Origin of the sequence: Pectobacterium atrosepticum, from assembly GCF_000740965.1 — a bacterium.
Lineage (GTDB): Bacteria > Pseudomonadota > Gammaproteobacteria > Enterobacterales > Enterobacteriaceae > Pectobacterium > Pectobacterium atrosepticum.
Map to the genome: position 1 here is coordinate 4,175,344 of NZ_CP009125.1, position 21,746 is coordinate 4,197,089.

Annotated in this window: 19 protein-coding genes; 12 read left to right on the forward strand and 7 right to left on the reverse strand. The window is 52.8% G+C overall.

Features of this window, described 5'->3' with window-relative positions; all coding sequences use genetic code 11:
- Window positions 1-32: 32 nt before the first annotated feature.
- Window positions 33-803, reverse strand: coding sequence for a DedA family protein (locus tag GZ59_RS18450; protein WP_039293727.1), 771 nt, complete (start codon window positions 801-803; stop codon window positions 33-35).
- 147 nt (window positions 804-950) lie between these two features.
- On the opposite strand from GZ59_RS18450, the gene GZ59_RS18455 reads away from it, so the two are divergent.
- From GZ59_RS18455 to rluA, 4 genes are all read left to right on the forward strand, one after another.
- Window positions 951-2,531, forward strand: a complete 1,581-nt coding sequence (locus GZ59_RS18455) for a sensor domain-containing diguanylate cyclase (RefSeq protein WP_039293730.1) — start codon at window positions 951-953, stop codon at window positions 2,529-2,531.
- 113 nt (window positions 2,532-2,644) lie between these two features.
- Window positions 2,645-5,008 carry a DNA polymerase II gene (locus GZ59_RS18460; protein WP_039293733.1) on the forward strand — a complete coding sequence of 788 codons (2,364 nt, stop codon included), beginning with the start codon at window positions 2,645-2,647 and terminating at the stop codon, window positions 5,006-5,008.
- Window positions 5,009-5,193: 185 nt separating this feature from the next.
- On the forward strand, window positions 5,194-8,097 hold the full coding sequence (gene rapA / locus GZ59_RS18465) for an RNA polymerase-associated protein RapA (RefSeq protein ID WP_011095351.1): 2,904 nt from the start codon (window positions 5,194-5,196) through the stop codon (window positions 8,095-8,097).
- 198 nt (window positions 8,098-8,295) lie between these two features.
- Entirely contained in the window at window positions 8,296-8,949 is a 654-nt protein-coding gene (gene rluA, locus GZ59_RS18470) for a bifunctional tRNA pseudouridine(32) synthase/23S rRNA pseudouridine(746) synthase RluA (RefSeq protein ID WP_011095352.1), read from the forward strand.
- Between the two features lie 96 nt (window positions 8,950-9,045).
- Here rluA and djlA read toward each other — a convergent pair whose 3' ends face one another.
- Window positions 9,046-9,921, reverse strand: a complete 876-nt coding sequence (gene djlA, locus GZ59_RS18475) for a co-chaperone DjlA (RefSeq protein WP_011095353.1) — start codon at window positions 9,919-9,921, stop codon at window positions 9,046-9,048.
- A 187-nt stretch (window positions 9,922-10,108) separates the two neighbouring features.
- Between djlA and lptD the strand changes: the two genes are divergently transcribed.
- The 6 genes from lptD (at window position 10,109) to apaH (ending at window position 16,918) form a co-directional block, all read left to right on the forward strand.
- Window positions 10,109-12,472: an LPS assembly protein LptD gene (lptD, locus tag GZ59_RS18480; protein WP_039295259.1), complete on the forward strand. Its 2,364-nt coding sequence runs from the start codon at window positions 10,109-10,111 to the stop codon at window positions 12,470-12,472.
- Between the two features lie 100 nt (window positions 12,473-12,572).
- A complete protein-coding gene (gene surA / locus GZ59_RS18485) occupies window positions 12,573-13,868 on the forward strand; it encodes a peptidylprolyl isomerase SurA (protein WP_039293738.1) in 1,296 nt (431 codons plus the stop codon).
- Window positions 13,868-14,869 carry a 4-hydroxythreonine-4-phosphate dehydrogenase PdxA gene (gene pdxA / locus GZ59_RS18490; protein ID WP_039293742.1) on the forward strand — a complete coding sequence of 334 codons (1,002 nt, stop codon included), beginning with the start codon at window positions 13,868-13,870 and terminating at the stop codon, window positions 14,867-14,869. The genes surA and pdxA overlap by 1 nt, the downstream gene beginning before the upstream one ends.
- On the forward strand, window positions 14,862-15,680 hold the full coding sequence (rsmA, locus tag GZ59_RS18495; protein WP_039293745.1) for a 16S rRNA (adenine(1518)-N(6)/adenine(1519)-N(6))-dimethyltransferase RsmA: 819 nt from the start codon (window positions 14,862-14,864) through the stop codon (window positions 15,678-15,680). The genes pdxA and rsmA overlap by 8 nt, the downstream gene beginning before the upstream one ends.
- A gap of 12 nt (window positions 15,681-15,692) precedes the next feature.
- The gene (gene apaG, locus GZ59_RS18500) at window positions 15,693-16,070 is read left to right on the forward strand and encodes a Co2+/Mg2+ efflux protein ApaG (protein ID WP_011095358.1); all 378 of its coding nucleotides are present in this window, start codon (window positions 15,693-15,695) and stop codon (window positions 16,068-16,070) included.
- 2 nt (window positions 16,071-16,072) lie between these two features.
- A complete protein-coding gene (apaH, locus tag GZ59_RS18505; protein WP_039293748.1) occupies window positions 16,073-16,918 on the forward strand; it encodes a bis(5'-nucleosyl)-tetraphosphatase (symmetrical) ApaH in 846 nt (281 codons plus the stop codon).
- A gap of 70 nt (window positions 16,919-16,988) precedes the next feature.
- Here the strand turns inward: apaH and GZ59_RS18510 are convergent, their stop codons facing one another.
- Both GZ59_RS18510 and GZ59_RS18515 read right to left on the reverse strand, forming a co-directional pair.
- Window positions 16,989-17,183: a hypothetical protein gene (locus GZ59_RS18510; RefSeq protein WP_039293752.1), complete on the reverse strand. Its 195-nt coding sequence runs from the start codon at window positions 17,181-17,183 to the stop codon at window positions 16,989-16,991.
- A gap of 279 nt (window positions 17,184-17,462) precedes the next feature.
- Complete coding sequence (locus GZ59_RS18515; RefSeq protein WP_039293755.1) at window positions 17,463-17,987, reverse strand: DMT family transporter; 525 nt, start codon at window positions 17,985-17,987, stop codon at window positions 17,463-17,465.
- Window positions 17,988-18,098: 111 nt separating this feature from the next.
- On the opposite strand from GZ59_RS18515, the gene GZ59_RS18520 reads away from it, so the two are divergent.
- Entirely contained in the window at window positions 18,099-19,004 is a 906-nt protein-coding gene (locus GZ59_RS18520; protein ID WP_039293758.1) for a LysR family transcriptional regulator, read from the forward strand.
- Between the two features lie 91 nt (window positions 19,005-19,095).
- Here the strand turns inward: GZ59_RS18520 and folA are convergent, their stop codons facing one another.
- The 3 genes from folA to GZ59_RS18535 form a co-directional block, all read right to left on the reverse strand.
- Window positions 19,096-19,578: a type 3 dihydrofolate reductase gene (gene folA, locus GZ59_RS18525; RefSeq protein WP_039293761.1), complete on the reverse strand. Its 483-nt coding sequence runs from the start codon at window positions 19,576-19,578 to the stop codon at window positions 19,096-19,098.
- Between the two features lie 97 nt (window positions 19,579-19,675).
- Complete coding sequence (locus tag GZ59_RS18530; protein ID WP_011095363.1) at window positions 19,676-20,146, reverse strand: threonine/serine exporter; 471 nt, start codon at window positions 20,144-20,146, stop codon at window positions 19,676-19,678.
- Complete coding sequence (locus GZ59_RS18535; RefSeq protein WP_100675301.1) at window positions 20,137-20,910, reverse strand: threonine/serine exporter family protein; 774 nt, start codon at window positions 20,908-20,910, stop codon at window positions 20,137-20,139. The genes GZ59_RS18530 and GZ59_RS18535 overlap by 10 nt, the downstream gene beginning before the upstream one ends.
- A 203-nt stretch (window positions 20,911-21,113) precedes the next feature.
- Here GZ59_RS18535 and GZ59_RS18540 point away from each other — a divergent pair, with 203 nt between their 5' ends.
- Window positions 21,114-21,728 carry a LysE family transporter gene (locus tag GZ59_RS18540; RefSeq protein WP_010681757.1) on the forward strand — a complete coding sequence of 205 codons (615 nt, stop codon included), beginning with the start codon at window positions 21,114-21,116 and terminating at the stop codon, window positions 21,726-21,728.
- Window positions 21,729-21,746: the final 18 nt, after the last annotated feature.

Here is a 21,746-nt window from a genome sequence, read left to right on the forward strand (position 1 = left end):
GCGTGGCCGGGTCTTCCCCGGCCTGCCCAATCTCACCCGTTGAGCACCTGCCACAACAGGTGCCGGTAAACCGGCATCAGCGGGTGCTGAATCAGCACGATCAACGATGCAACCGCCGCCACAAATATCACTGGAGCCACCCAACGCAGGCGTCTGAGCGGCACCTTTTTGCTAAACCAATCATGCTGTTTACGCTTATCACTGCGCCACCAGCGCCAGTTTAACCAGCCTGCGACCCACACCACGATGGCGGTTACCAGCAACAACCACTTAAAGCCCGCGCTGTTGGCCCCTGCGGGAATATCAATCGCAACCCCAGCCAGAATACCGGGTAAGAAATAGGCCGGTGGCCACAGCAGGCAGCCGATGATATTCGGCACCGCGAATTTATAAGGCGGTAAGCCCAACATTCCCGCCACCATCGGGATTAATGGCCGCGTCGGGCCGACAAAACGCCCGATCAATATCGTCGGCATCGGGTGTTGATACAGGGCATATTCGGTTTTATTCAGTAACGCCTGATACTTTTTCAGGAAAGACCAATTATGCAGCGGCGCTTTGAAGCGCATGCCAATAAAATAAGAAATCCAGTCCCCGAGCAGGCAACCGATAATTCCAGCCGCCCACGCTGGATACAGCCCCATTTGTCCGCTGCCAATCAGCGCCCCCAGCGTTGCCATCATTACCGTGCCCGGCAGCAGCAGGCCCACCAGAGCCAGAGATTCCAGAAAGGCAACCAGCATGACGGCGATCAGTGAATACGCGAGTGATTGAGTAACCAGATGATCCAGCCACGCTTCCATAAAACCTACCCGTACTTTATAAAAACAAAGATTGTCTGGATCATAGCAGAAGCCGTCAACTCCTGATTACTGGTCAATTCTTTTGCACCGACGGGCATCTACACTTATGATAGCGGTCATTTTTTGCCACCGTGCCGCACTGCCACTATGTTTTTTAAACTACTCAACCATCTCGGGTTACGACGCCTTATCCTACTTCTGGCAGTGGCAAGCGCATTAGTGACGCTGGCAAACAGTTTTTATGCCAGCTACCGCGTCCAACGAGAGCTTCTGATTGATAACACACTTGAAGCCAATCGCGTTTACGCCACCAAGCTAGCGGCAATGACTCATTCTTTCTTTAAAGAATCTCAGCAACAGTTAGCCTACAGCGCCAATATCGTCGCCACCCAGATGGATGATAAAGCGAGTCTATTTAAAGAAGCTGAGCGTTTACGGCTACAGACCAGCAATTTCAACTCTGTCGTCATTGCCGATGAAAAAGGTATCGTCAGAGCAACATCACCCGATACCTTCCAGCTAATCGGAAAAAGCCTGACAACAGACGGCGCACTCGAAGCCTTGAAAGAAAGGCGCTCTCTCATTAGCCAACCCTATATTTCTGCCGCCAATAACTTCATCGTGCTGATATCTACACCGATTTTCACACGGGATGGGCGCTACAAAGGCTTTGTCGGTGGATCGATCTATCTTAAACAGCCTAGTGTTCTCAATACGCTATTAGATAAACACTATTACCGCGACGGCTCTTATATCTACGTCACCGATAAAAACAAACAAATGCTGTATCACCGCGATATAGAGCGTATTGACAAAACAGAAACCAATAACCTGAAGATCGACGCGCTGCACGAGGATAATGGCAGTCAGCATATGGTGAACTATCTGGGTGAGAAAATGTTAGCGGGCTATGCCGTTGAATCCACCTCGCAGTGGGAGATTGTCGCACTCCGCCCGACAGACATTACGCTGAAACCACTGGATGGCCTGATGCTAAACGTTCTGCGCCACACGCTTCCGCTAGCGCTTTTAACCATATTCTGCGTCTGGCTGCTTGCCCGGCTCATCGCGCAGCCGCTTTGGCTATTGGCACGCAGCGCGAATAAGATGGATGCAACAGACGTCTCCGATGATATTAGAAATATCCATTCTTGGTATTTTGAAGCCTCGCAGCTCAAACAGGCGATGTTACTGGGTATCGATTTACTCCAGCGTAAGATTGGTAAATTACGCTCTGAAGCACACTCAGACCCGATGACTGAACTGCTCAATCGTCGTGGGTTGGATAGCGCTCTCCGCTATTGGCAGATGGGGCAGAAAAGTTTTGCCGTCATCGCGCTGGATATCGACCGCTTTAAACGCATCAATGATACCTACGGGCACGACGTGGGGGACAACGTCATTCGTGATTTGTCGCAGTTGATTCGTAGCAACTCGCGCGATTCCGATATTCTGTGCCGCAGCGGTGGCGAAGAGTTCCTGATCCTGCTGCCGGAAACCACGCTGGATGTGGCACTCGACATTGCCGAACGTCTGCGGCAACGCACGCAGGAATCAACCATTCCTGTTGTGGGTAGTATTACGATCTCTTTGGGCGTGGCGCTGTGGCAACCGGCCGTCAACGATATATCAATCGAGCGAACCTTCAAGCTAGCGGATGAGGCTCTGTATAAAGCCAAGCAAGAAGGCCGCAATCGCGTGGTTTCAGCCGTACACGACGAGTATTAACCCCAACTTCCCCTGCCTTTATAACAGGTGATGCCGCTGGACATTACCTGTATAAATAACCATACTTAGCGTTATTCTCCTTCCTTATCTCGCTTGCTATAAAAGGCCGCTTAGTGACTCAGGTTCGTCAGGGGTTTCTACTGACCCGCCACTGGAACGATACGCCAGCAGGCACGCAGGTTGAATTCTGGCTGGCCACCGATGAGGGCCCGCTGCTCGCACGGCTGCCAGTACAAGAGGCTATTGCCTTTATTCCCGCACAGCAGGAAGCCCTTGCAAGAACACTCTTACAGCAGGAAAAACGCTGGCAGTTAAAGCCGCTCGCCATGCAGGATTTCCATCATCAACCGCTGTTGGGGCTGTATTGTCCGCAATACCGTCAGCTACTGCGGTTGGAAAAGTTACTGCGAGAGGGAGGTGTTCAGGTCTACGAAGCGGATATTCGCCCGCCGGAACGCTTCCTTATGGAGCGCTTTATCACCGCGCCCGTATGGCTGAACGGTACACCCACATCAGACAACCTGCTGACGCAAGCCCGCATGAAACCCAATCCTGACTATCGCCCGACGCTCAGGCTGGTCTCACTGGATATCGAAACCAACCGCCACGGTGAGCTTTACTGCATCGGGCTGGAAGGCTGCGGACAGCGCCAGGTTTACATGCTCGGCCCGCCTAACGGTACGCCTGAACACGATAATTTTAATCTTGAGTACGTCGCCAGCCGCCCGCTACTGCTGGAAAAGCTGAACACTTGGATGCAGCAGCACGATCCCGATGCCATCATCGGCTGGAATCTGGTGCAGTTTGACCTGCGCGTTTTGCAGAAACATGCCGAACGCTACCACATCCCACTCAAGCTGGGGCGCAACGGGCAGGCGTTGGAATGGCGAGAACACGGTTTTAAACAGGGACATTTCTTTGCCAGCGCAACGGGTCGTTTGATTATTGACGGTATTGAAGCACTCAAATCTGCAACGTGGAATTTTGCCTCATTCAGTCTGGAGTTTGTCGCGCAGTCGCTGCTGGGAGAAGGCAAAGCCATCGACACGCCCTATCAGCGGATGGATGAAATCGACCGCCGTTTTGCCGAAGATAAGCCTGCACTCGCTCGCTATAACCTGCAAGACTGCGAATTGGTCACGCGTATTTTCGACAAGACCGAGCTGTTGCCCTTCTTGCTGGAACGCGCTAGCGTCACCGGGCTGGCAGCAGACCGTAGCGGTGGTTCCGTCGCGGCATTTTCTCACCTCTATTTACCGCGCATGCACCGCATGGGTTATGTCGCCCCCAACCTGGGCGAGGTCGCGCTTGAAGCCAGTCCCGGCGGATTTGTGATGGATTCGCGTCCCGGCCTCTATGATTCGGTTTTAGTACTGGATTATAAGAGCCTCTATCCCTCGATTATCCGCACCTTTCTGATCGACCCAGTCGGGCTGGCAGTGGGAACACAGAATCCAGACGCTCAGCACGCTGTCTCCGGTTTTCGTGGTGCGTGGTTCTCCCGTGAACAGCACTGCTTGCCTGCCATTGTCGAGCAAATCTGGCAAGGGCGTGAAGCAGCGAAGCGTACCAACAATAAGCCACTGTCGCAGGCGTTGAAGATCATCATGAATGCCTTTTACGGCGTACTGGGTGCCACAGGCTGCCGTTTCTTCGACCCACGCCTCGCCTCCTCTATCACCCTGCGCGGTCATGAAATCATGCGTAAAACGCGCGAGTTGATAGAAGAACAAGGCTATCAAGTGATTTATGGCGATACCGACTCCACGTTCGTCTGGCTTAAACATGCGCACAGTGCAGAGGAAGCCGCAAAGATTGGCAAATCACTGGTGCAACACGTTAATCAGTGGTGGACACAGCATCTGCAAGACACCCAGCAGTTAACCAGCGCGCTGGAGTTAGAGTTTGAAACGCATTTTCGCCGCTTCCTGATGCCGACGATTCGCGGCGCGGAACAAGGCAGTAAAAAACGCTACGCCGGACTTATCGACACGCCACAGGGCGAAAAGATGGTGTTCAAAGGGCTGGAAACCGTGCGTACCGACTGGACACCGCTGGCGCAGCAGTTTCAACAACAGCTCTATCTGCTGATTTTTCAACAACAGCCTTATCAGGACTGGCTGCGGGATTATGTTGACCATACGCTGAACGGTGATTTTGACGATCTGCTAATCTACCGTAAACGGCTGCGCCGCAAGCTTGACGATTACCAGCGCAACGTGCCGCCACACGCCAGAGCCGCTAAAATCGCCGATGACTATAACCGCCAGCAAGGGCGGCCACTGCAATACCAAAACGGTGGCTGGATCAGCTATGTGATGACCGTCAACGGCCCCGAACCGCTGGAAACCCGACATTCACCGCTGGATTATCAGCATTATGTAGAACGCCAGCTCCAACCCGTTGCGGACGCCATTCTTCCTTTCCTGCATGATGATTTTGCTACACTGGTGACAGGTCAGATGGGATTATTTTAAATGCCTAGATCGGATGATCTTAAATCAAAGCGGTTAATTCACGGTACAGCAAGTTTTGAGAGGTGACGAATGCGCCGTCATCCATTACCATAACGCCCTTTCTGAATTTGCATCGCAGCATTATCAGCACTCGATAATGTAATCAGACATTCCCCCGACACAGACGAACATCGAGCTAAGAATTTATGCCTTTTACACTTGGTCAGCGCTGGATCAGCGATACGGAAAGCGAACTTGGACTGGGAACGGTTGTTGCCGTCAATACGCGTATGATAACGCTGCTTTTCCCTGCCAGCGGTGAAAACCGACTTTATTCCCGCAGTGACGCCCCCATCACCCGTGTGATGTTCAATCCCGGCGACACCGTCACCAGCCATGAAGGCTGGCAGCTCAAGATTGATGACGTGCGAGAAGAAAAAGGGTTGCTGGTGTATTGCGGCCAACGCCTGGACGACGAAACGCCAGCGGAACTGCGTGAAGTCTTTCTGGACAGCAAACTCACGTTCAACAAACCGCAAGATCGCCTGTTCGCAGGACAGATTGATCGTATGGATCGCTTTGCGCTGCGCTATCGCGCCCGTAAGCATCAGAACGAGCAGGCGCTGCAACAATGGGGCGGTTTGCGCGGCATGCGCGCCAGCCTCATCCCCCACCAGCTTCACATCGCTTATGAAGTCGGCCAACGCCATGCGCCACGCGTTTTGCTGGCGGACGAAGTCGGTCTAGGGAAAACCATTGAAGCCGGTATGATCATCCACCAGCAATTGCTGGCGGGTCGTGCCAGTCGCGTGCTGATTGTCGTACCGGAAACCCTGCAACATCAGTGGCTGGTTGAAATGCTGCGCCGCTTTAACCTGCTGTTCTCACTGTTTGACGACGAGCGCTATGCCGAAGCCAAGCTGGACAGCAGCAATCCGTTTGAAACTGAACAGTTGGTGATCTGCTCGCTGGGATTTGTTCAACGCAGCGCCCAGCGCTTTGCGCAGTTAGTTAACACCGACTGGGATCTGCTGGTCGTGGATGAGGCCCACCATCTGGTCTGGAGTGAAGAAAGCCCCAGCCCGGAATATCAGGCTATTGAAGCGCTGGCACGCGCCACTCCGGCCGTTTTGCTATTAACCGCAACGCCGGAACAGCTTGGCCAGCAGAGCCACTTTGCACGCTTACGCCTGCTCGATCCCAACCGTTTCCATGACTATCAGGAATTCGTTGCCGAACAGCAGCAGTACCGTCCGGTCGCCGATGCCGTCACACTGCTGTTAGCGGGTGAAAAAGCCCAAGCGGCTGAACTGAATGTGCTAAGCGATCTGCTGGGCGAACAGGACATTGAGCCGTTGCTGAAATCCATCAACAGCGACAGCGATGACAATCAGAAGGCGCGTCAGGAACTGATCACCATGTTGATGGATCGCCACGGCACCAGCCGTGTGTTGTTCCGCAATACGCGTCAGGGCGTTAAAGGCTTCCCGCAGCGTGTCCTGCATCAAATCCGCCTGCCGCTGCCAGCGCAGTACCAAACGGCAATCAAAGTTTCCGGCATTATGAATGCGAACAAGCCACTGGAAACCCGCGCGCGCGATATGCTGTACCCTGAGCAAATTTATCAACAGCTCGAAGGGGACGATGCCACCTGGTGGAACTTCGATCCGCGCGTGGAATGGTTGCTGAACTACCTGACCACCAACCGTGATGAAAAAGTGTTGGTGATCTGCGCACAGGCAGCGACAGCGCTCCAGTTGGAGCAAGTGCTGCGCACGCGTGAAGCCATTCGCGCCGCCGTCTTCCATGAAGGGCTGTCTATTCTGGAACGTGACCGCGCCGCCGCCTATTTTGCATCTGAAGAAGAAGGCGCACAGGTGCTGATCTGTTCAGAGATCGGATCCGAAGGCCGTAATTTCCAGTTTGCCAGCCATTTAGTGATGTTCGATCTGCCGTTCAACCCCGACTTGCTGGAGCAGCGTATTGGCCGTCTGGACCGCATCGGGCAGGCAAAAGAAATTCAGGTTCTGGTGCCGTATCTGGAAAACACCGCCCAGGCTCTGCTGGTACGCTGGTATCACGAAGGGCTGGATGCGTTTGAGCACACCTGCCCAACAGGTCGCACCATCTATGATGCGCACCATGCACAGTTAATCGAGCGACTGACGACCGTCGGTGAACAGCAGGGACTGGATGAGTTTATCCATACCTGCCGCCAACAGCACGACAGCCTGAAGCAACAGCTTGAACAAGGTCGCGATCGTCTGCTGGAAATGCATTCTAACGGCGGCGAACAGGCTCAGCTGTTGGCACAAGCCATTGCCGAACAGGATAATGACGTCAACCTGGTGACATTCGCCCTGAACCTGTTTGATATCGTTGGCATCAATCAGGAAGATCGCAGCGATAATCTGATCATTCTGACACCATCCGATCATATGCTGGTGCCGGATTTCCCCGGTCTGCCGCAGGACGGTTGTACGATCACCTTCGATCGCGATCAGGCTCTCTCACGCGAAGACGCGCAGTTTATCAGTTGGGAACACCCGCTCATCCGTAACGGGCTCGATCTGGTGCTGTCCGGCGATACCGGAAGCTGTGCGGTTTCCTTGCTGAAAAATAAAGCGCTGCCGGTCGGTACACTGTTGGCAGAACTGGTTTACGTTGTGGAAGCTCAGGCACCAAAACACCTGCAACTGACCCGCTTCCTGCCACCAACACCGGTTCGACTGCTGATGGATCGTAAAGGCACGAATCTGGCCGCACAGGTGGAGTTTGAGAGCTTTAACCGTCAGCTCAATGCGGTGAACCGCCATACTTCCAGCAAGCTGGTGAATGCAGTGCAATCCGATGTTCACGCTATGCTGCAACAGGCAGAAGCGTTGGTGGAAACGCAGGCGCGCCAGCTAATCACTGAAGCGCAACAGCAGGCCGATCTGCAACTGCGCCGCGAGCTGGAACGTCTGGAAGCGCTGAAAGCCGTCAATCCTAACATTCGTGAAGATGAGCTGACCGCGCTGGAAAATCAGCGCGAGCAGGTGCTGAGCAATCTGCACGAGGCCAACTGGCGTCTGGATGCGATCCGTCTGGTCGTGGTAACGCATCAGTAATGTGCCGCCCGTCGCCCGTCCTATGCGTTATGCGTTATGCGTAGTATGGGCAGCTAGGTTTTTCAGCGTACGGATAGCAGCATATTAGGGAAAGCGCGGGGATGAGGTTTCCGCAGGAACACCTCGCCCCGTGATAGGCCCGTGTATCTCGATCAAACAGCAACGACGTCCCTGTCTTTTGCGTATTTTGGAGCGTGAATGGAACCCTATAATCCACCTACCGATCCCTGGTTGCATGTTCTGTATCAGGATCAGCACATCATGGTGGTGAATAAACCCAGCGGTCTGCTGTCGGTTCCCGGCCGCGCGCCAGAACACAAAGACAGCGTAATGAACCGCATTCAGGCTGACTACCCCACGGCCGAATCCGTTCATCGTCTGGATATGGCAACCAGCGGCGTGATCGCCGTCGCACTCACGAAAGCTGCCGAGCGCGAATTAAAACGTCAGTTTCGCGAGCGCGAGCCCAAGAAATCCTACCTTGCCCGCGTCTGGGGACATATGGCACAGGATGAAGGCGTCATCGATCTGCCACTGATCTGCGACTGGCCAAACCGCCCGAAACAGAAAGTCTGCTTTGAAACAGGAAAATCAGCACAGACAGAGTATCAGGTACTCTCGCGTGACGATGACGGTACAACACGCGTCAAGCTGATGCCGATTACCGGTCGCTCCCATCAACTGCGCGTCCATCTGCTGGCACTCGGCCACCCTATCCTCGGCGATGGGTTTTATGCGCATCCTGATGCCAAAGCGATGGCACCCCGCCTTTTACTGCACGCACAAGAGCTGGCTATCACGCATCCGGCTTTCAATACCCCGATGCACTTTCGTTGCGAAGCGGATTTCTGAGATCAACACGCTGTTGGTGTTTTCAAATCTGGCTTGATGGCACGATAAAATGTGAAGCGGTAAAAGAGGGAAGCAATGAAGGGGGAAGGATACGGATTATTTTGTCTGATTCGCGCTTTTCAACAATTCATAAGCGGCCTGAATATCTTGCGCTTTGCGCTTGGCCATCTCCATCATTCTCGGCGAAAGTTTCTTGGCGACCAGCTTATCGGGATGATGTTCGCTCATGAGTTTGCGATAGGCGCGTTTAATCGTCACGGCATCATCACTACTGCGCACACCCAGCGTACGACAGGCGCTCTCGACCGTTGGCCCACGTAGCGGTGAGGGCGGGCGTTGGCCGCCATAAGAGTGTCCATTGGAGTAACCGTTATTACGGCGTTGTTGCGATTTCCCGTTTTGGCGTGACTGATTCTGCCGAGACTGCTGCCCAGTGGGGCTTTCCATATTCCGCAGGAAAAACTCAAACTGCTCACGCGTCACGCCCAGTTCATCAGCAATCACATACAGCACACGACGTTCATTCGGATGCAGAACACCATCGACAAACGCGACCTGAAGCTGAATTTCCAGAAACATCTTAATTAAATCAAAACGCCCCAGACAGGCGTCACGCAGCTTGCGCAATTTTATTCGCAAAGGGAATTGGCCAGCCTTTCCCTCGCGGAAAGCCCGTTGGGCGGCAGCTCTAGCGTCACCAAACAGCTCGAGGCGATCCATCATTTTGGTCGCTATATTGATATCAGCTTCCGTCACCCGGCCTTTGGATTTGGTCAGATGCCCCATGGCCTGAAAGGTCGTGAGAAAGAACAATGACTGACGGGTAGACTGAGCAGAGAAATAATCACGGCGACGCGATGCCCGGGCTCTGTCAATCCAATGCCCCATCAATAAGCCCATGATCATTCCCCAGATGCCAGTGCTTGAGACGATTCCCAGCGCCAACCCCAGCAACTTTCCCCAATACCGCATATACTCCTCAAATCCTCATGCCGTCAGCTAAAAATTGCTTTATCATACCTGTCATTTATCTTTGCACCTAACGGCGGTGCGTATATAAGCGGTGGGGATTTAACACTGGCGCAACGCTAACGAGTGATATAGTCTCTGACCGTTTGCCGACATGATGCCCCTGATGACGGAACACCTGATAACACGTATGAAAAAAAGTTTCCCAACTCTGCTGGCCACTCTGGTTTGGTCGGCGCTTTACAGCCAGCACGCGCTGGCCGATCTCGCTGAACAGTGCATGCTGGGTGTACCCACGTACAGCAGGCCGCTGGTAACAGGCGATCCCAATCAGCTGCCGGTCAATATTCAGGCCGACAAAACCGAAGCCAACTATCCCGACAATGCCAAATTCATCGGCAATGTTAACATCCAGCAGGGTAACAGCATCATGACCGCCGAACAGGTGGAGCTGAACCAGTTGGATCCGGCAACGCAGGGTAGCACGCCTACGCGTACTATTACCGCGACGGGAAAGGTCCACTACGACGATAATCAGGTCATCCTAAAAGGCCCTAAAGCCTGGGCCAACCTGAACACCAAAGATACCGACGTCTATGAAGGCGACTATCAGATGGTGGGCCGTCAAGGGCGTGGTTCCGCCGACAAAATGAAAATGCGTGACAGCAATCGCTACACCATTCTGGAAAACGGCTCCTTCACGTCCTGTCTGCCGGGAGATAATAGCTGGAGTGTCGTCGGTTCGGAAGTGATTCAAGACAGAGAAGAACAGGTTGCTGAAATCTGGAACGCGCGTTTCAAGATTGGTGGCGTGCCTGTATTCTACAGCCCGTATTTACAACTTCCTATCGGCGATAAACGACGCTCTGGCTTTCTGATCCCCAATGCGAAATATGGTAGCAGCAATGGCTTTGAACTGCTGACGCCCTATTATTGGAATATCGCCCCTAATTTTGACGCCACCATCACGCCGCATCTGCAAACCAAACGTGGCATGCAGTGGCAGAACGAATTCCGCTACTTGACCACACCGGGCCTTGGCGTTATTCAGTTCGACTGGCTACCTAGCGACAGTGAATACGCCAAAACCTCACAGCAAGACGATAATGATACCCGCTGGCTACTCCACTGGGGCCACAGCGGCGTAATGGATCAGGTGTGGCGTTTTGACGCAGACTATACAAAAGTCAGCGACGACCGCTACTTCACCGATCTGGATTCGCATTACGGTTCAACCACCGATGGTTACGTTACCCAAAAACTCAGTACGGGCTATGCGAACCAAAACTGGAATACCACACTGTCCACCAGACAGTTCCAGGTCTTTTCCAATGCGACCAGTCGTGATGTCTACCGCGCTGAGCCACAGCTTGATATCAATTACTACCAGAATGATATCGGCCCAGTTGATATGCACCTTTATGGTCAGGCGGTAAAATTTACCAACGTCAACGACAATCGGCCGGAAGCGACACGTCTGCACGTTGAGCCAACGCTAAATCTCCCGCTGGCAAACCGCTGGGCCAGCCTGAATACCGAAGCCAAACTATTAGCGACGCACTACCAACAAGATAATCTGGATCGTTACCGTGCCGACCCGACTGTCAGCGATGTTAATAAAAACGCGCTTCAGAGTTCCGTTAACCGCGTCATGCCACAATATAAAGTCGATGGCAAAATGGTCTTTGAACGCGAAATGGACTGGTCTCAAGCCTATACCCAGACGCTGGAGCCTCGCGCGCAATACCTGTACGTACCTTATCGCGATCAGAGCAGCATCCATACCTATGACTCGACGTTGATGCAGACCGACTATTCTGGCCTGTTCCGCGATCGCAGCTACAGCGGTCTGGATCGCATCGCGTCCGCGAATCAGATTGCGACCGGTGTCACCACGCGTATTTATGATGATGCGCTGGTTGAACGTTTTAACGCTTCTATTGGTCAAATCTATTACTTCGATCGTCCTCGCACCGGTGACCGCAACACGTCGCTCGATAAAAGTGATAATAACGGCAGTCAGGTATGGGCCGGTGATTCTTTCTTGAAAATCGATGACAGTTGGGGCGTTCGCGGTGGTCTGCAATATGACAATCGTCTGAACGAAGTCGCGCTGGGCGACGCCGTGTTAGAATACCGTCGTGATGCGGAACGTCTGGTGCAGTTAAACTACCGCTACGCTAGCCCTGAATATATCCGCGACATGCTGCCGAACGTGACCAACCAAGGTTCTCAGCAAGGTATTTCGCAGGTAGGTGTTACCGCTAGCTGGCCGATCGTCGAACGTTGGGCTGTTGTGGGTGCTTATTATTACGACACCAAGGCCAATCAGCCGGCAAATCAGCTTATTGGCTTACAGTACAATACCTGCTGTTGGGCCGTGAGCGTCGGTTATGAACGTAAAATTACCGACTGGAACAGCGCCAGCCGCAGCAGTGAATACGACAACAAAGTGTCGTTTAATATCGAGTTACGTGGTTTAAGCAGTAATTACGGCTTGGGTTCTGACAAAATGCTGCGCTCGGGTATTTTGCCTTACCAGCGCGCATTCTGATGTCATGCAGAGTGCTGGGTCGATAAGGATAGTAAACAGGCTGTTTCACTGAAACGTTGGAACTTTTAACCCGCCTTGCGGATGAAATAATGGGAAAGGTATGAAGAACTGGAGAACGCTTATTCTCGGATTGGCACTGAGTGCCTCTACCGCGTTCGCAGCACCACAGGTGGTTGATAAGGTCGCAGCAGTCGTCGATAACAGCGTCGTATTGGAAAGCGATGTAAACAGTCTTTTGCAGTCGGTAAAACTGAACGCCCAGCAGGCCGGGCAGCAGTTGCCAGATGATGCCACGTTGCGTCATCAGATTACCGACCGTCTGATCATGGATAATATCATCCTGCAAATGGCGCAGAAGATGGGTATCCAGGTGACGGATGAGCAGTTGGATCAGGCAATTACTAATATTGCCGCTCAGAACCGGATGTCTATCGATCAGTTAAAGAGTCAGTTGGCTAATGAAGGTCTGAACTACAACACCTACCGTAGCCAGATTCGCAAAGAGATGCTGATTTCGGAAGTGCGTAACAATGAAGTCCGTCGTCGCGTTACCGTACTGCCACAGGAAGTCGATACGCTGGCTAAGCAGATTGCGAACCAGACCGGCGAGAATGATGAGCTGAATCTGAGCCATATTCTGATCCCATTGCCGGAAAACCCGACTCAACAGCAGGTTGATGAAGCGGAAAATCTGGCAACGTCTCTGGTGAAACAAATCAACGAAGGGGCGGATTTCGGTAAGCTGGCCATCACCTATTCATCTGATTCTCAGGCGCTGAAAGGCGGCCAAATGGGCTGGGGCAAGTTGCAGGAAATTCCAACGCTGTTTGCTGAACGCTTAACACAGGTGCAGAAAGGCCAAGTCGTCGGCCCGATCCGTTCTGGTGTGGGTTTCCACATTCTGAAAGTTAACGATATTCGCGGCGGTAACAAAAGCGTATCGGTAACTGAAACGCACGCTCGCCATATTTTGATCAAACCGTCTGTGGTGATGACGGACAGTCAGGCGCAAGCCAAACTGGCCGACGTAGCACAGCAGATCAAAAACGGTAGCACCGATTTCGCTGCACAAGCCAAACTGCTTTCTCAGGATCCTGGATCGGCGAATCAGGGCGGCGACCTTGGTTGGGCTTCTCCAGATATGTACGATCCGGCTTTCCGCGATGCGTTGCTGAAACTGAAGAAAGGCGAAATCAGCCAACCGATTCACTCCTCTTTTGGCTGGCACCTGATTCAGTTGCTGGACACTCGTCAGGTTGATAAAACCGACGCGGCGCAAAAAGAGCAAGCGTACCGTATGATCTTTAATCGTAAATTCGCTGAAGAAGCGCAAACCTGGATGCAGGAACAGCGTGCAGCGGCTTATGTCAAAGTGATTAATGGTGCCACTAACTAATGCAGACTAAGAGCAATACGCCACGCGTTGTGATCACCCCCGGCGAGCCCGGTGGGATTGGCCCCGATCTGGTGATTGCTCTGGCACAGCAGGCCTGGCCTGTAGAGCTAGTGATCTGTGCGGATCCTGACCTATTATTAACTCGCGCATTGCAGCTGTCTATGCCGCTGACGCTGCGTGACTATCAACCCGGCCAGCCCGCACAACCACAACAGGCAGGTAGCCTCACCATCCTGCCGATCGTCGCATCAGCAACCGTCATTGCAGGTCAATTGAATGTGGCTAACAGCGCTTATGTCGTTAAGACATTAGCCCGTTCATGTGATGGCTGCCTAAACGGCGAATTCGCCGCGCTGATTACCGGCCCAGTACATAAAGGCATTATCAACGATTCCGGTGTTCCTTTCAGCGGGCACACTGAATTTTTCGCCGATCGCAGCAGCCGTGAGCGTGTTGTCATGATGCTAGCGACGGAAGAATTGCGCGTCGCTTTAGCGACCACGCATTTACCGCTTGCTGCCGTTTCTGCGGCAATTACCCGCCAGAGCCTGCATGAAGTCATCACGATCTTGCATCATGATTTGCAGACAAAATTCGGCATCGTTCAACCACAGATCTATGTTTGTGGACTGAATCCTCATGCTGGTGAAGGCGGCCATATGGGCCGTGAAGAGTTGGATGTGATTAATCCGGCACTGGACGAGCTACGGCAACAGGGCATCACGCTGATTGGGCCGTTGCCTGCCGACACACTTTTCCAGCCAAAGTATCTGCAACACGCTGATGCCGTTTTGGCGATGTATCACGATCAGGGGCTCCCGGTTCTGAAATATCAGGGCTTCGGGCGCGCTGTTAATATCACACTGGGGTTACCGTTTATCCGCACATCGGTCGATCACGGCACAGCACTAGAGCTGGCCGCAACCGGCAGCGCTGACCCCGGTAGTTTCATCACGGCATTAAATCTTGCCATTAAAATGATAAAGAATAGTAATGAATAATCGCGTACACCAAGGTCACTTCGCCCGTAAACGTTTTGGGCAAAACTTTTTAAACGATCACTTCGTGATCGATAGCATCGTATCGGCGATTCATCCTCAGCCGGGTCAAGCAGTAGTAGAGATCGGCCCAGGCCTCGGCGCGCTGACCGCGCCCATTGGCGAACGGATGGATCGTTTTACCGTTATTGAGCTGGATAGAGATCTGGCAGCACGGTTGGAAAAACACCCAACGCTGAAAGATAAGCTGACGATTATTCAGCAAGACGCCATGACGATCGATTTCGCCGCGCTCGCTGAACAGGCTGGGCAACCGCTGCGCGTTTTTGGCAACCTGCCGTATAATATTTCCACACCGCTAATGTTCCACTTATTCACCTATACTCAATCTATCCGTGACATGCACTTTATGTTGCAGAAAGAAGTGGTTAACCGCTTAGTAGCAGGGCCAAACAGTAAAACCTTTGGACGCCTGAGCGTTATGGCACAGTATTATTGTCAGATAATTCCGGTGCTTGAAGTGCCACCAGAGGCATTCAAGCCCGCACCTAAAGTTGATTCCGCCGTAGTGCGACTCGTCCCTCATGCCGAGCTCCCCTACCCAGTCAGCGATATTCGAATGCTGAGCCGCATCACCACGGAAGCGTTTAACCAGCGCCGTAAAACATTGCGTAACAGTCTGGGCAACCTATTCACCCCAGAAACGCTCACCGAGCTGGGTATCAATGTCACCAGCCGCGCAGAGAATGTGACCGTTGAGCAATATTGTCGATTGGCAAACTGGTTGAGCGAGCATCCTGCAAAACAGGAATAACTGGAGTTCATCATGATTAATGCGCCCCGTGTTTGTGTACAAATTCAGAGCTTCTATGTGGAATCACAATCAGAGCCTGATGAAGAACGTTTCGTGTTTGCTTACACGGTTACGGTTCGCAATCTGGGGCGTCATGAAGTCCAGCTTTTGGGGCGTTATTGGCTGATCACCAACGGTAATGGCCGTCAGACTGAAGTTCAGGGTGAAGGCGTAGTCGGTGAACAGCCGATTATCGAGCCTGGCGGCGAGTTCCAATATACCAGCGGTGCAGTCATGGAAACGCCCCTCGGCACAATGGAAGGCCACTACCATATGGTTGACCATCAGAGTAAAGCGTTTCAGGTCCCAATCCCCGTCTTCCGACTGGCAATCCCCTCACTGATACATTAATTATGTCTACCTATTTAGTTGGCGATGTTCACGGCTGTTTAGTTGAACTTAAAGCGCTATTGGCGCAAGTTTCCTTTAATCCTGAGCAAGATACGCTCTGGCTAACTGGCGATTTAGTTGCACGCGGGACGGACTCGCTTCAGGTTCTGCGCTTCGTTCGTTCTCTCGGTTCATCTGTCCGTATGGTGCTTGGCAATCACGATCTGCATCTGCTGGCCGTTTATGCCGGTATCAGCCGCAATAAGCCGAAAGATCGTCTCAATGATCTCCTCACTGCACCGGACGCAGACGAGCTAATCAACTGGCTACGTCGCCAACCGATCTTACAGGTTGATGAAGATCTGAAGCTGGTCATGGCACACGCGGGCATAACACCACAGTGGGACCTGCCGACGGCACTGGTGTGTGCACGCGAAGTCGAATCGATCCTGAGCAGCGACAGCTACCCGCTCTTCCTTGATGCCATGTATGGCGATATGCCGAACCACTGGAGCCCGGAACTCAGCGGTCTGGCTCGCCTACGCTTTAGCACCAATGTCTTTACCCGCATGCGCTACTGCTTCTCTGGCGGGCAGTTAGATATGCTCTGCAAAGAGCAGCCGGGTCAGGCACCTTCACTGCTAAAACCGTGGTTTGATCTGCCGAGCCAAGTTGCTGGGGAATACGCTATTGCATTCGGCCACTGGGCATCACTGGAAGGGAAAGGCACGCCGGAAAACATTTATGCGCTAGATACCGGGTGCTGTTGGGGGGGAGAACTGACTATGCTACGTTGGGACGACAAGCGCTATTTCACGCAACCGTCACTCTCATCAAATACCGAACTCTCAGGTGATATCACGCTCTGACTCAGTGAATAGATGCACGGATGCATCCACCTCATCACCAGCCGTACTATTGTCATAGAAAGGGAAAGTGTCACAGAAAGGGGAAGGTCGTCCCAGACTGACTCTTTTTGGATGACGGAACGGCTAACGCCTCGGCGGGAATAGACCACACGCCACCGCCAAGAAGCCCAGCCAGACCCACAGTTTCTACTCCACCCAATGGTAATTCACGGCGGCGCGGATCGCTCAAACGGTCAGTATTCAGATTACTGTTTTTATTCGCCATATGTACTGCCTCCTTCGTATCAAACACAGTGATTTACATGTATTTCGAATTAACCACATTTCAATTTAACTACGCGAGCGACAGCGTGTTTCTATACTAGCAATGGCAGGTGACGGAAATGTGACCGGCAAACGTTGGAAAGTGAAGAGATGCCCTAACCGCCAATTGTTTAAAGATCGAGATACACGGGGTGACCACAGGCTGAGGCGTCCCTACGGGAACCTCCCCCTGTATTTCCCCTAAAAACGAGCTTAAATGGCCAACATTCGGAGGTACCCCTCAATGTGGGGGCTTATGAGGTTCAACAACATGTGTCACCCGCGGTTGAGAAGTCGCGGAGCATTGCACCACCAGCATACCCATGACTATTAACGCGACACCGGCTATTCGTCCCAGAGTCGCGGGCTTCACCGCCAGCCCCATCAAACCAAAATGATCGATAATCAGCGATGCGACAACCTGACCGACAATCACGCAGACAATAAAGCCTGAAGCACCGAGCTGTGGCGTCAGCAATAGCGCAGCGGTGATATAAACAACGCCCGCCACCCCACCCAACCAGATCCACCACGATCCCTGTAAGGCATTACCAACCGCTGGAACGGGTACCCGAGCCGCAAACAAGATCGGCAACAGCACGCAAATGCTAACCAACAGAGATACCAGCGTTGCCCAAAGCGGATGGCCTAATGAACGCCCCAGCGCCGCATTGCTGGCAGCCTGAAAAGGCACAATGCTCCCGGCAAGCACAGCAATACCCAGTGGCAACAGCAGTGAGAGAGAAAAGGAAGAAAATAACGACATGGAACCCCCTGGCTCACAATATGAAATGCACAACGTCATTGGGATGTTCCAATACTCAAGCATCCATTAAACTGATGGAAATTCGTAATTCATACAGAAGGAATTCATAGAATGGATGATTTGCGTCGTATCGACATGAATCTGCTGCTAACGCTTCATGCTTTGCTGACGGAAAAACACGTCACGCGAGCTGCGCTGCGCCTGCACCGCAGCCAGCCTGCCGTCAGCCATTCATTATCACAGCTGCGTCAGATTTTTAACGATCCGCTATTAGTCCGGCGTGAGGTTGGTTTGACGCTAACGACCCGGGCTCAGGCGCTACTCGGCCCGCTGGAACACGCGCTTGAACAGCTGAATGTGTTGATACAAACCCCATCATTCGATCCGCGCCATAGCACGCGACATTTCCGTTTGGCCCTCTCTGATTACGGTACGAATGCGGTGTTGCCAACGCTCATGCGGCATTTGCGCATGCAGGCTCCCGGCATTTCACTGGCTATCAGCCATGCTGGCCGTGAAATGATGCTGGCACAGTTGAACGATGGAGAAATCGACTTGAGCCTCGGTGTATTCCCTGAACGCCCACCCGAGGTACACGCCGAAGTTCTTTTTGAAGAGCATTTTGCCTGTCTGGCGGACCGTAACACGCTGCCGGAAAACGGTATGCTGTCGTTTGACGCGTGGCTGGAGCGGCCACATATTCTGGTCACGATGCATCCTGATTCGGCTAATGAAATTGACAGCACGCTGGCAGCAAGCGGCCGAGCGCGCAATGTTGTGCTGACATTGCCCCACTGGCATGCCGCCATCAATCTTATTGCCGGTACCGATCTGGTTTTGACCGCAGCACGGCGTAGCATGACCCGAATCAATACACCAGATTTGCACATTTTTCCGCCTCCATTCACAATCCCCAATTTTGCATTCCAGCAGGTATGGCATACGCGTCGCGAGAGCGATCCTGCACATCGCTGGCTGAGAAAAGCCATTTGGGAGAGCTGTCAGGTTGTGGATTAACCATCTGGCCCAGAAAACGAAAAAACCCGCAGCGAGGCGGGTTTGGCTATTCATCGTATTACCGACGGAACGTTATTGCAGGAAAGTGCTCCTAGCGGCGTTCCAGAATTTCGAAGCAGTAACTGTGTGAGTTGCGCTCATCAGCATCATGGAATTCGCTGAAAACAGACTGCCATTCATCCGGCTCATAGTCAGGGAAATGCGTGTCGCCTTCCACTTCGGCATCAATATGCGTCAGGTAGAGGCGGTTAGCCTGCGACAACATCTGCTGATAGACGCTGCCACCGCCAATCACCATCACTTCCTCAACCTCACCTGCCGCCGCCAGCGCAGCGTCCAGCGAAGAGACCCAGGCCACGCGCTCGTCATCACCCGGATGATTGCTGACGACAATGTTCAGTCTGCCGGGCAACGGCTGACCGATAGAGCGGAAGGTATTACGCCCCATAATAATCGGCTTATTAAGCGTATTACGCTTAAACCATGCCAGATCGGCGGGCAAATGCCACGGCATCGCGTTTTCCATGCCAATCACGCGATCCACTGCCAGTGCAGCAATCAAACTAATAACCATGGTGAAAAACCCTGTAGGTCAGAAAATTGCTGACACTATACGGAAAGCCCTTTCGCTCGTCGATATTAAGACTCGGCGGAAATGTAATATAAGAGTTTTATACCCCTGGCCGCTTACGATAGAGCCAGATTCCCGGTAAAGACAGGCCGATAGAGAGCGCACCGACGATAAAGCTGGCCTTCAGAAAATTGGTCATCATGACGCTCATCAGCGCTTCGCTGTAGCCAAGATGTGATATCTCCACCACCGAAATCATCGCCGTATAGGCAGAGATACCGGGAAACATCGGGATGACGGCTGCCACGGTAAAGACTTTCGGATGCGCCAGCAACCAGCGTGACCAGCGGATGCCAATGATGCCAATCAGGATTGCCGCCAGAAAAGATGCCCATTCGATATTCATGCCGAAATGTATCGCCAGAAATCGTACGCCGTGCCCGACGCCGCCCAACAGCGCACAGTAAGGCAGCACTTTCAGCGGCACATTGAAGACCATCGCAAATCCCAACGCAGGGACCGCAGCCAGCACCATATCCTGCAAAAGTGCCCACAGTAAACTTAAGCCCATCCGCGTAACCCCCACAGCGACATCGCCATCACAACACCAATACAGGTTGCCAGCGTCAATAAACTCGCGACCGTCCAGCGTGCCAAACCGGTATTCACGTGCCCTTTAAACATATCTGCCACGGCGTTAATCAGCGGAAAACCGGGGACCAACAGCAGCACACTTGCCGCCATCGCCACCGTCGACGTCTGAGAAAAAGCAGGCAAACGCATCAACAGCCCTGACGCTGACGTGGCGACAAATGCCGTAATACAGAAGTTGATCAACGGATTCAGATGTCGTCCGGTAAAGACCTGACGGACATACATCGCCAGACCACTGGCAATCAGTGTGACAATAAAGGCATCCCACCCACCGCCGTTCAAACGGCTGAAACAGCCGCAGGAGAGCGCCACAACGGAAACCATCAGCCAACGCGGATAGCGCAGTGGCTTAATATGTCCCAAACGCTTCTCCACCCCTGCCACATCCAGCAGTTTATGCTCGGCCATGATGACCGCATGCTGAACCTCAATGACAACGTGCATATTAATGCCGCGATCCGCATTCTTCCGCGTTGACGTCAGGCAATGCCCCTGCATGATGGTGGTCAGCACAATCGAGTTTGCCGAGATTGAGCTCTCAACGCTATCGGCGCCAAGCGCCATGCCTAGTCGTGAGGACAGCTGTTCTACCACCATACTCTCTGCGCCATGCTGTAACAGCAGCAGCGCACACTGGATGCACAATCGGGTTATTTCCCGCTGCTGTGGCGCTTCATCCATCCGTTTTGCGCCACTTAATCGTTCACGGTTCTCACGTTCACTGACCATGTTATTATCTCAACCTGCCCCTGAAATTAACCACAAAAAATGAAAGGACAATTGTTAACATATCGCCGCCGAATAACCAATAAGTGTGATGCGAATTCATTATTCTGGCGCTATGATTTCCCTCGTCCCTCTCTTTTTCACTGTCTGGAATGATCATGCTAGAAACATCGCTGTTTGTCGCGACTATCGCCACGCTGGGGATGCTTTCTCCCGGCCCCGACTTTTTCCTCGTCATCAGGAATGCGGCACGCTACCCACGTGCTGCCGCAATGATGACCGCCTTTGGCGTAATCTGCGGCGTAGCAACCCACATGGCGTACTGCGTCGCCGGGCTAGCCGTCGTCATCACCACCACGCCGTGGCTGTTTAATGTACTGAAATATGCGGGCGCCGCCTACCTAATCTGGATCGGTATTCAGGCACTATTCGCTCGCGGCGGAAGCAAAATGGACGTATCAAACCTGACACAGCAAAGTGTCAGCCTGAAAAAAGCATTCCTGCAAGGCTATCTCTGCAACCTGCTTAACCCGAAAGCCACACTATTCTTTCTGGCGATGTTCACCCAGGTTCTGAACATTCACTCCGGCATCGGTGAAAAACTGTGGTACGCCATGATTATCTGGCTGCTTTCTCTCGTCTGGTGGCCGCTGTTGGTGGTGCTTTTCCAAAGTGAGCCGGTACGCCGAGGATTGGCTAAAGTGCAGAAACTGGTAGATAAGCTGCTGGGAACGGTGTTGATCGCGCTGGGTATCAAAGTGGCGTTGGGATAAAACTCAAAACGTTCCCCA

Excerpts from the sequence above, each read along its gene's own strand:
- lptD (WP_039295259.1), top strand. The coding sequence starts at position 10,109 with ATGAAAAAAAGTTTCCCAACTCTGCTGGCCACTCTGGTTTGGTCGGCG.
- GZ59_RS18515 (WP_039293755.1), bottom strand. The coding sequence starts at position 17,987 with ATGTCGTTATTTTCTTCCTTTTCTCTCTCACTGCTGTTGCCACTGGGT.
- apaH (WP_039293748.1), top strand. The coding sequence starts at position 16,073 with ATGTCTACCTATTTAGTTGGCGATGTTCACGGCTGTTTAGTTGAACTT.
- folA (WP_039293761.1), bottom strand. The coding sequence starts at position 19,578 with ATGGTTATTAGTTTGATTGCTGCACTGGCAGTGGATCGCGTGATTGGC.
- djlA (WP_011095353.1), bottom strand. The coding sequence starts at position 9,921 with ATGCGGTATTGGGGAAAGTTGCTGGGGTTGGCGCTGGGAATCGTCTCA.
- GZ59_RS18520 (WP_039293758.1), top strand. The coding sequence starts at position 18,099 with ATGGATGATTTGCGTCGTATCGACATGAATCTGCTGCTAACGCTTCAT.
- GZ59_RS18510 (WP_039293752.1), bottom strand. The coding sequence starts at position 17,183 with ATGGCGAATAAAAACAGTAATCTGAATACTGACCGTTTGAGCGATCCG.
- GZ59_RS18455 (WP_039293730.1), top strand. The coding sequence starts at position 951 with ATGTTTTTTAAACTACTCAACCATCTCGGGTTACGACGCCTTATCCTA.
- pdxA (WP_039293742.1), top strand. The coding sequence starts at position 13,868 with ATGCAGACTAAGAGCAATACGCCACGCGTTGTGATCACCCCCGGCGAG.
- apaG (WP_011095358.1), top strand. The coding sequence starts at position 15,693 with ATGATTAATGCGCCCCGTGTTTGTGTACAAATTCAGAGCTTCTATGTG.
- rsmA (WP_039293745.1), top strand. The coding sequence starts at position 14,862 with ATGAATAATCGCGTACACCAAGGTCACTTCGCCCGTAAACGTTTTGGG.
- GZ59_RS18450 (WP_039293727.1), bottom strand. The coding sequence starts at position 803 with ATGGAAGCGTGGCTGGATCATCTGGTTACTCAATCACTCGCGTATTCA.
- rapA (WP_011095351.1), top strand. The coding sequence starts at position 5,194 with ATGCCTTTTACACTTGGTCAGCGCTGGATCAGCGATACGGAAAGCGAA.
- GZ59_RS18535 (WP_100675301.1), bottom strand. The coding sequence starts at position 20,910 with ATGGATGAAGCGCCACAGCAGCGGGAAATAACCCGATTGTGCATCCAG.
- rluA (WP_011095352.1), top strand. The coding sequence starts at position 8,296 with ATGGAACCCTATAATCCACCTACCGATCCCTGGTTGCATGTTCTGTAT.
- GZ59_RS18540 (WP_010681757.1), top strand. The coding sequence starts at position 21,114 with ATGCTAGAAACATCGCTGTTTGTCGCGACTATCGCCACGCTGGGGATG.
- GZ59_RS18530 (WP_011095363.1), bottom strand. The coding sequence starts at position 20,146 with ATGGGCTTAAGTTTACTGTGGGCACTTTTGCAGGATATGGTGCTGGCT.
- surA (WP_039293738.1), top strand. The coding sequence starts at position 12,573 with ATGAAGAACTGGAGAACGCTTATTCTCGGATTGGCACTGAGTGCCTCT.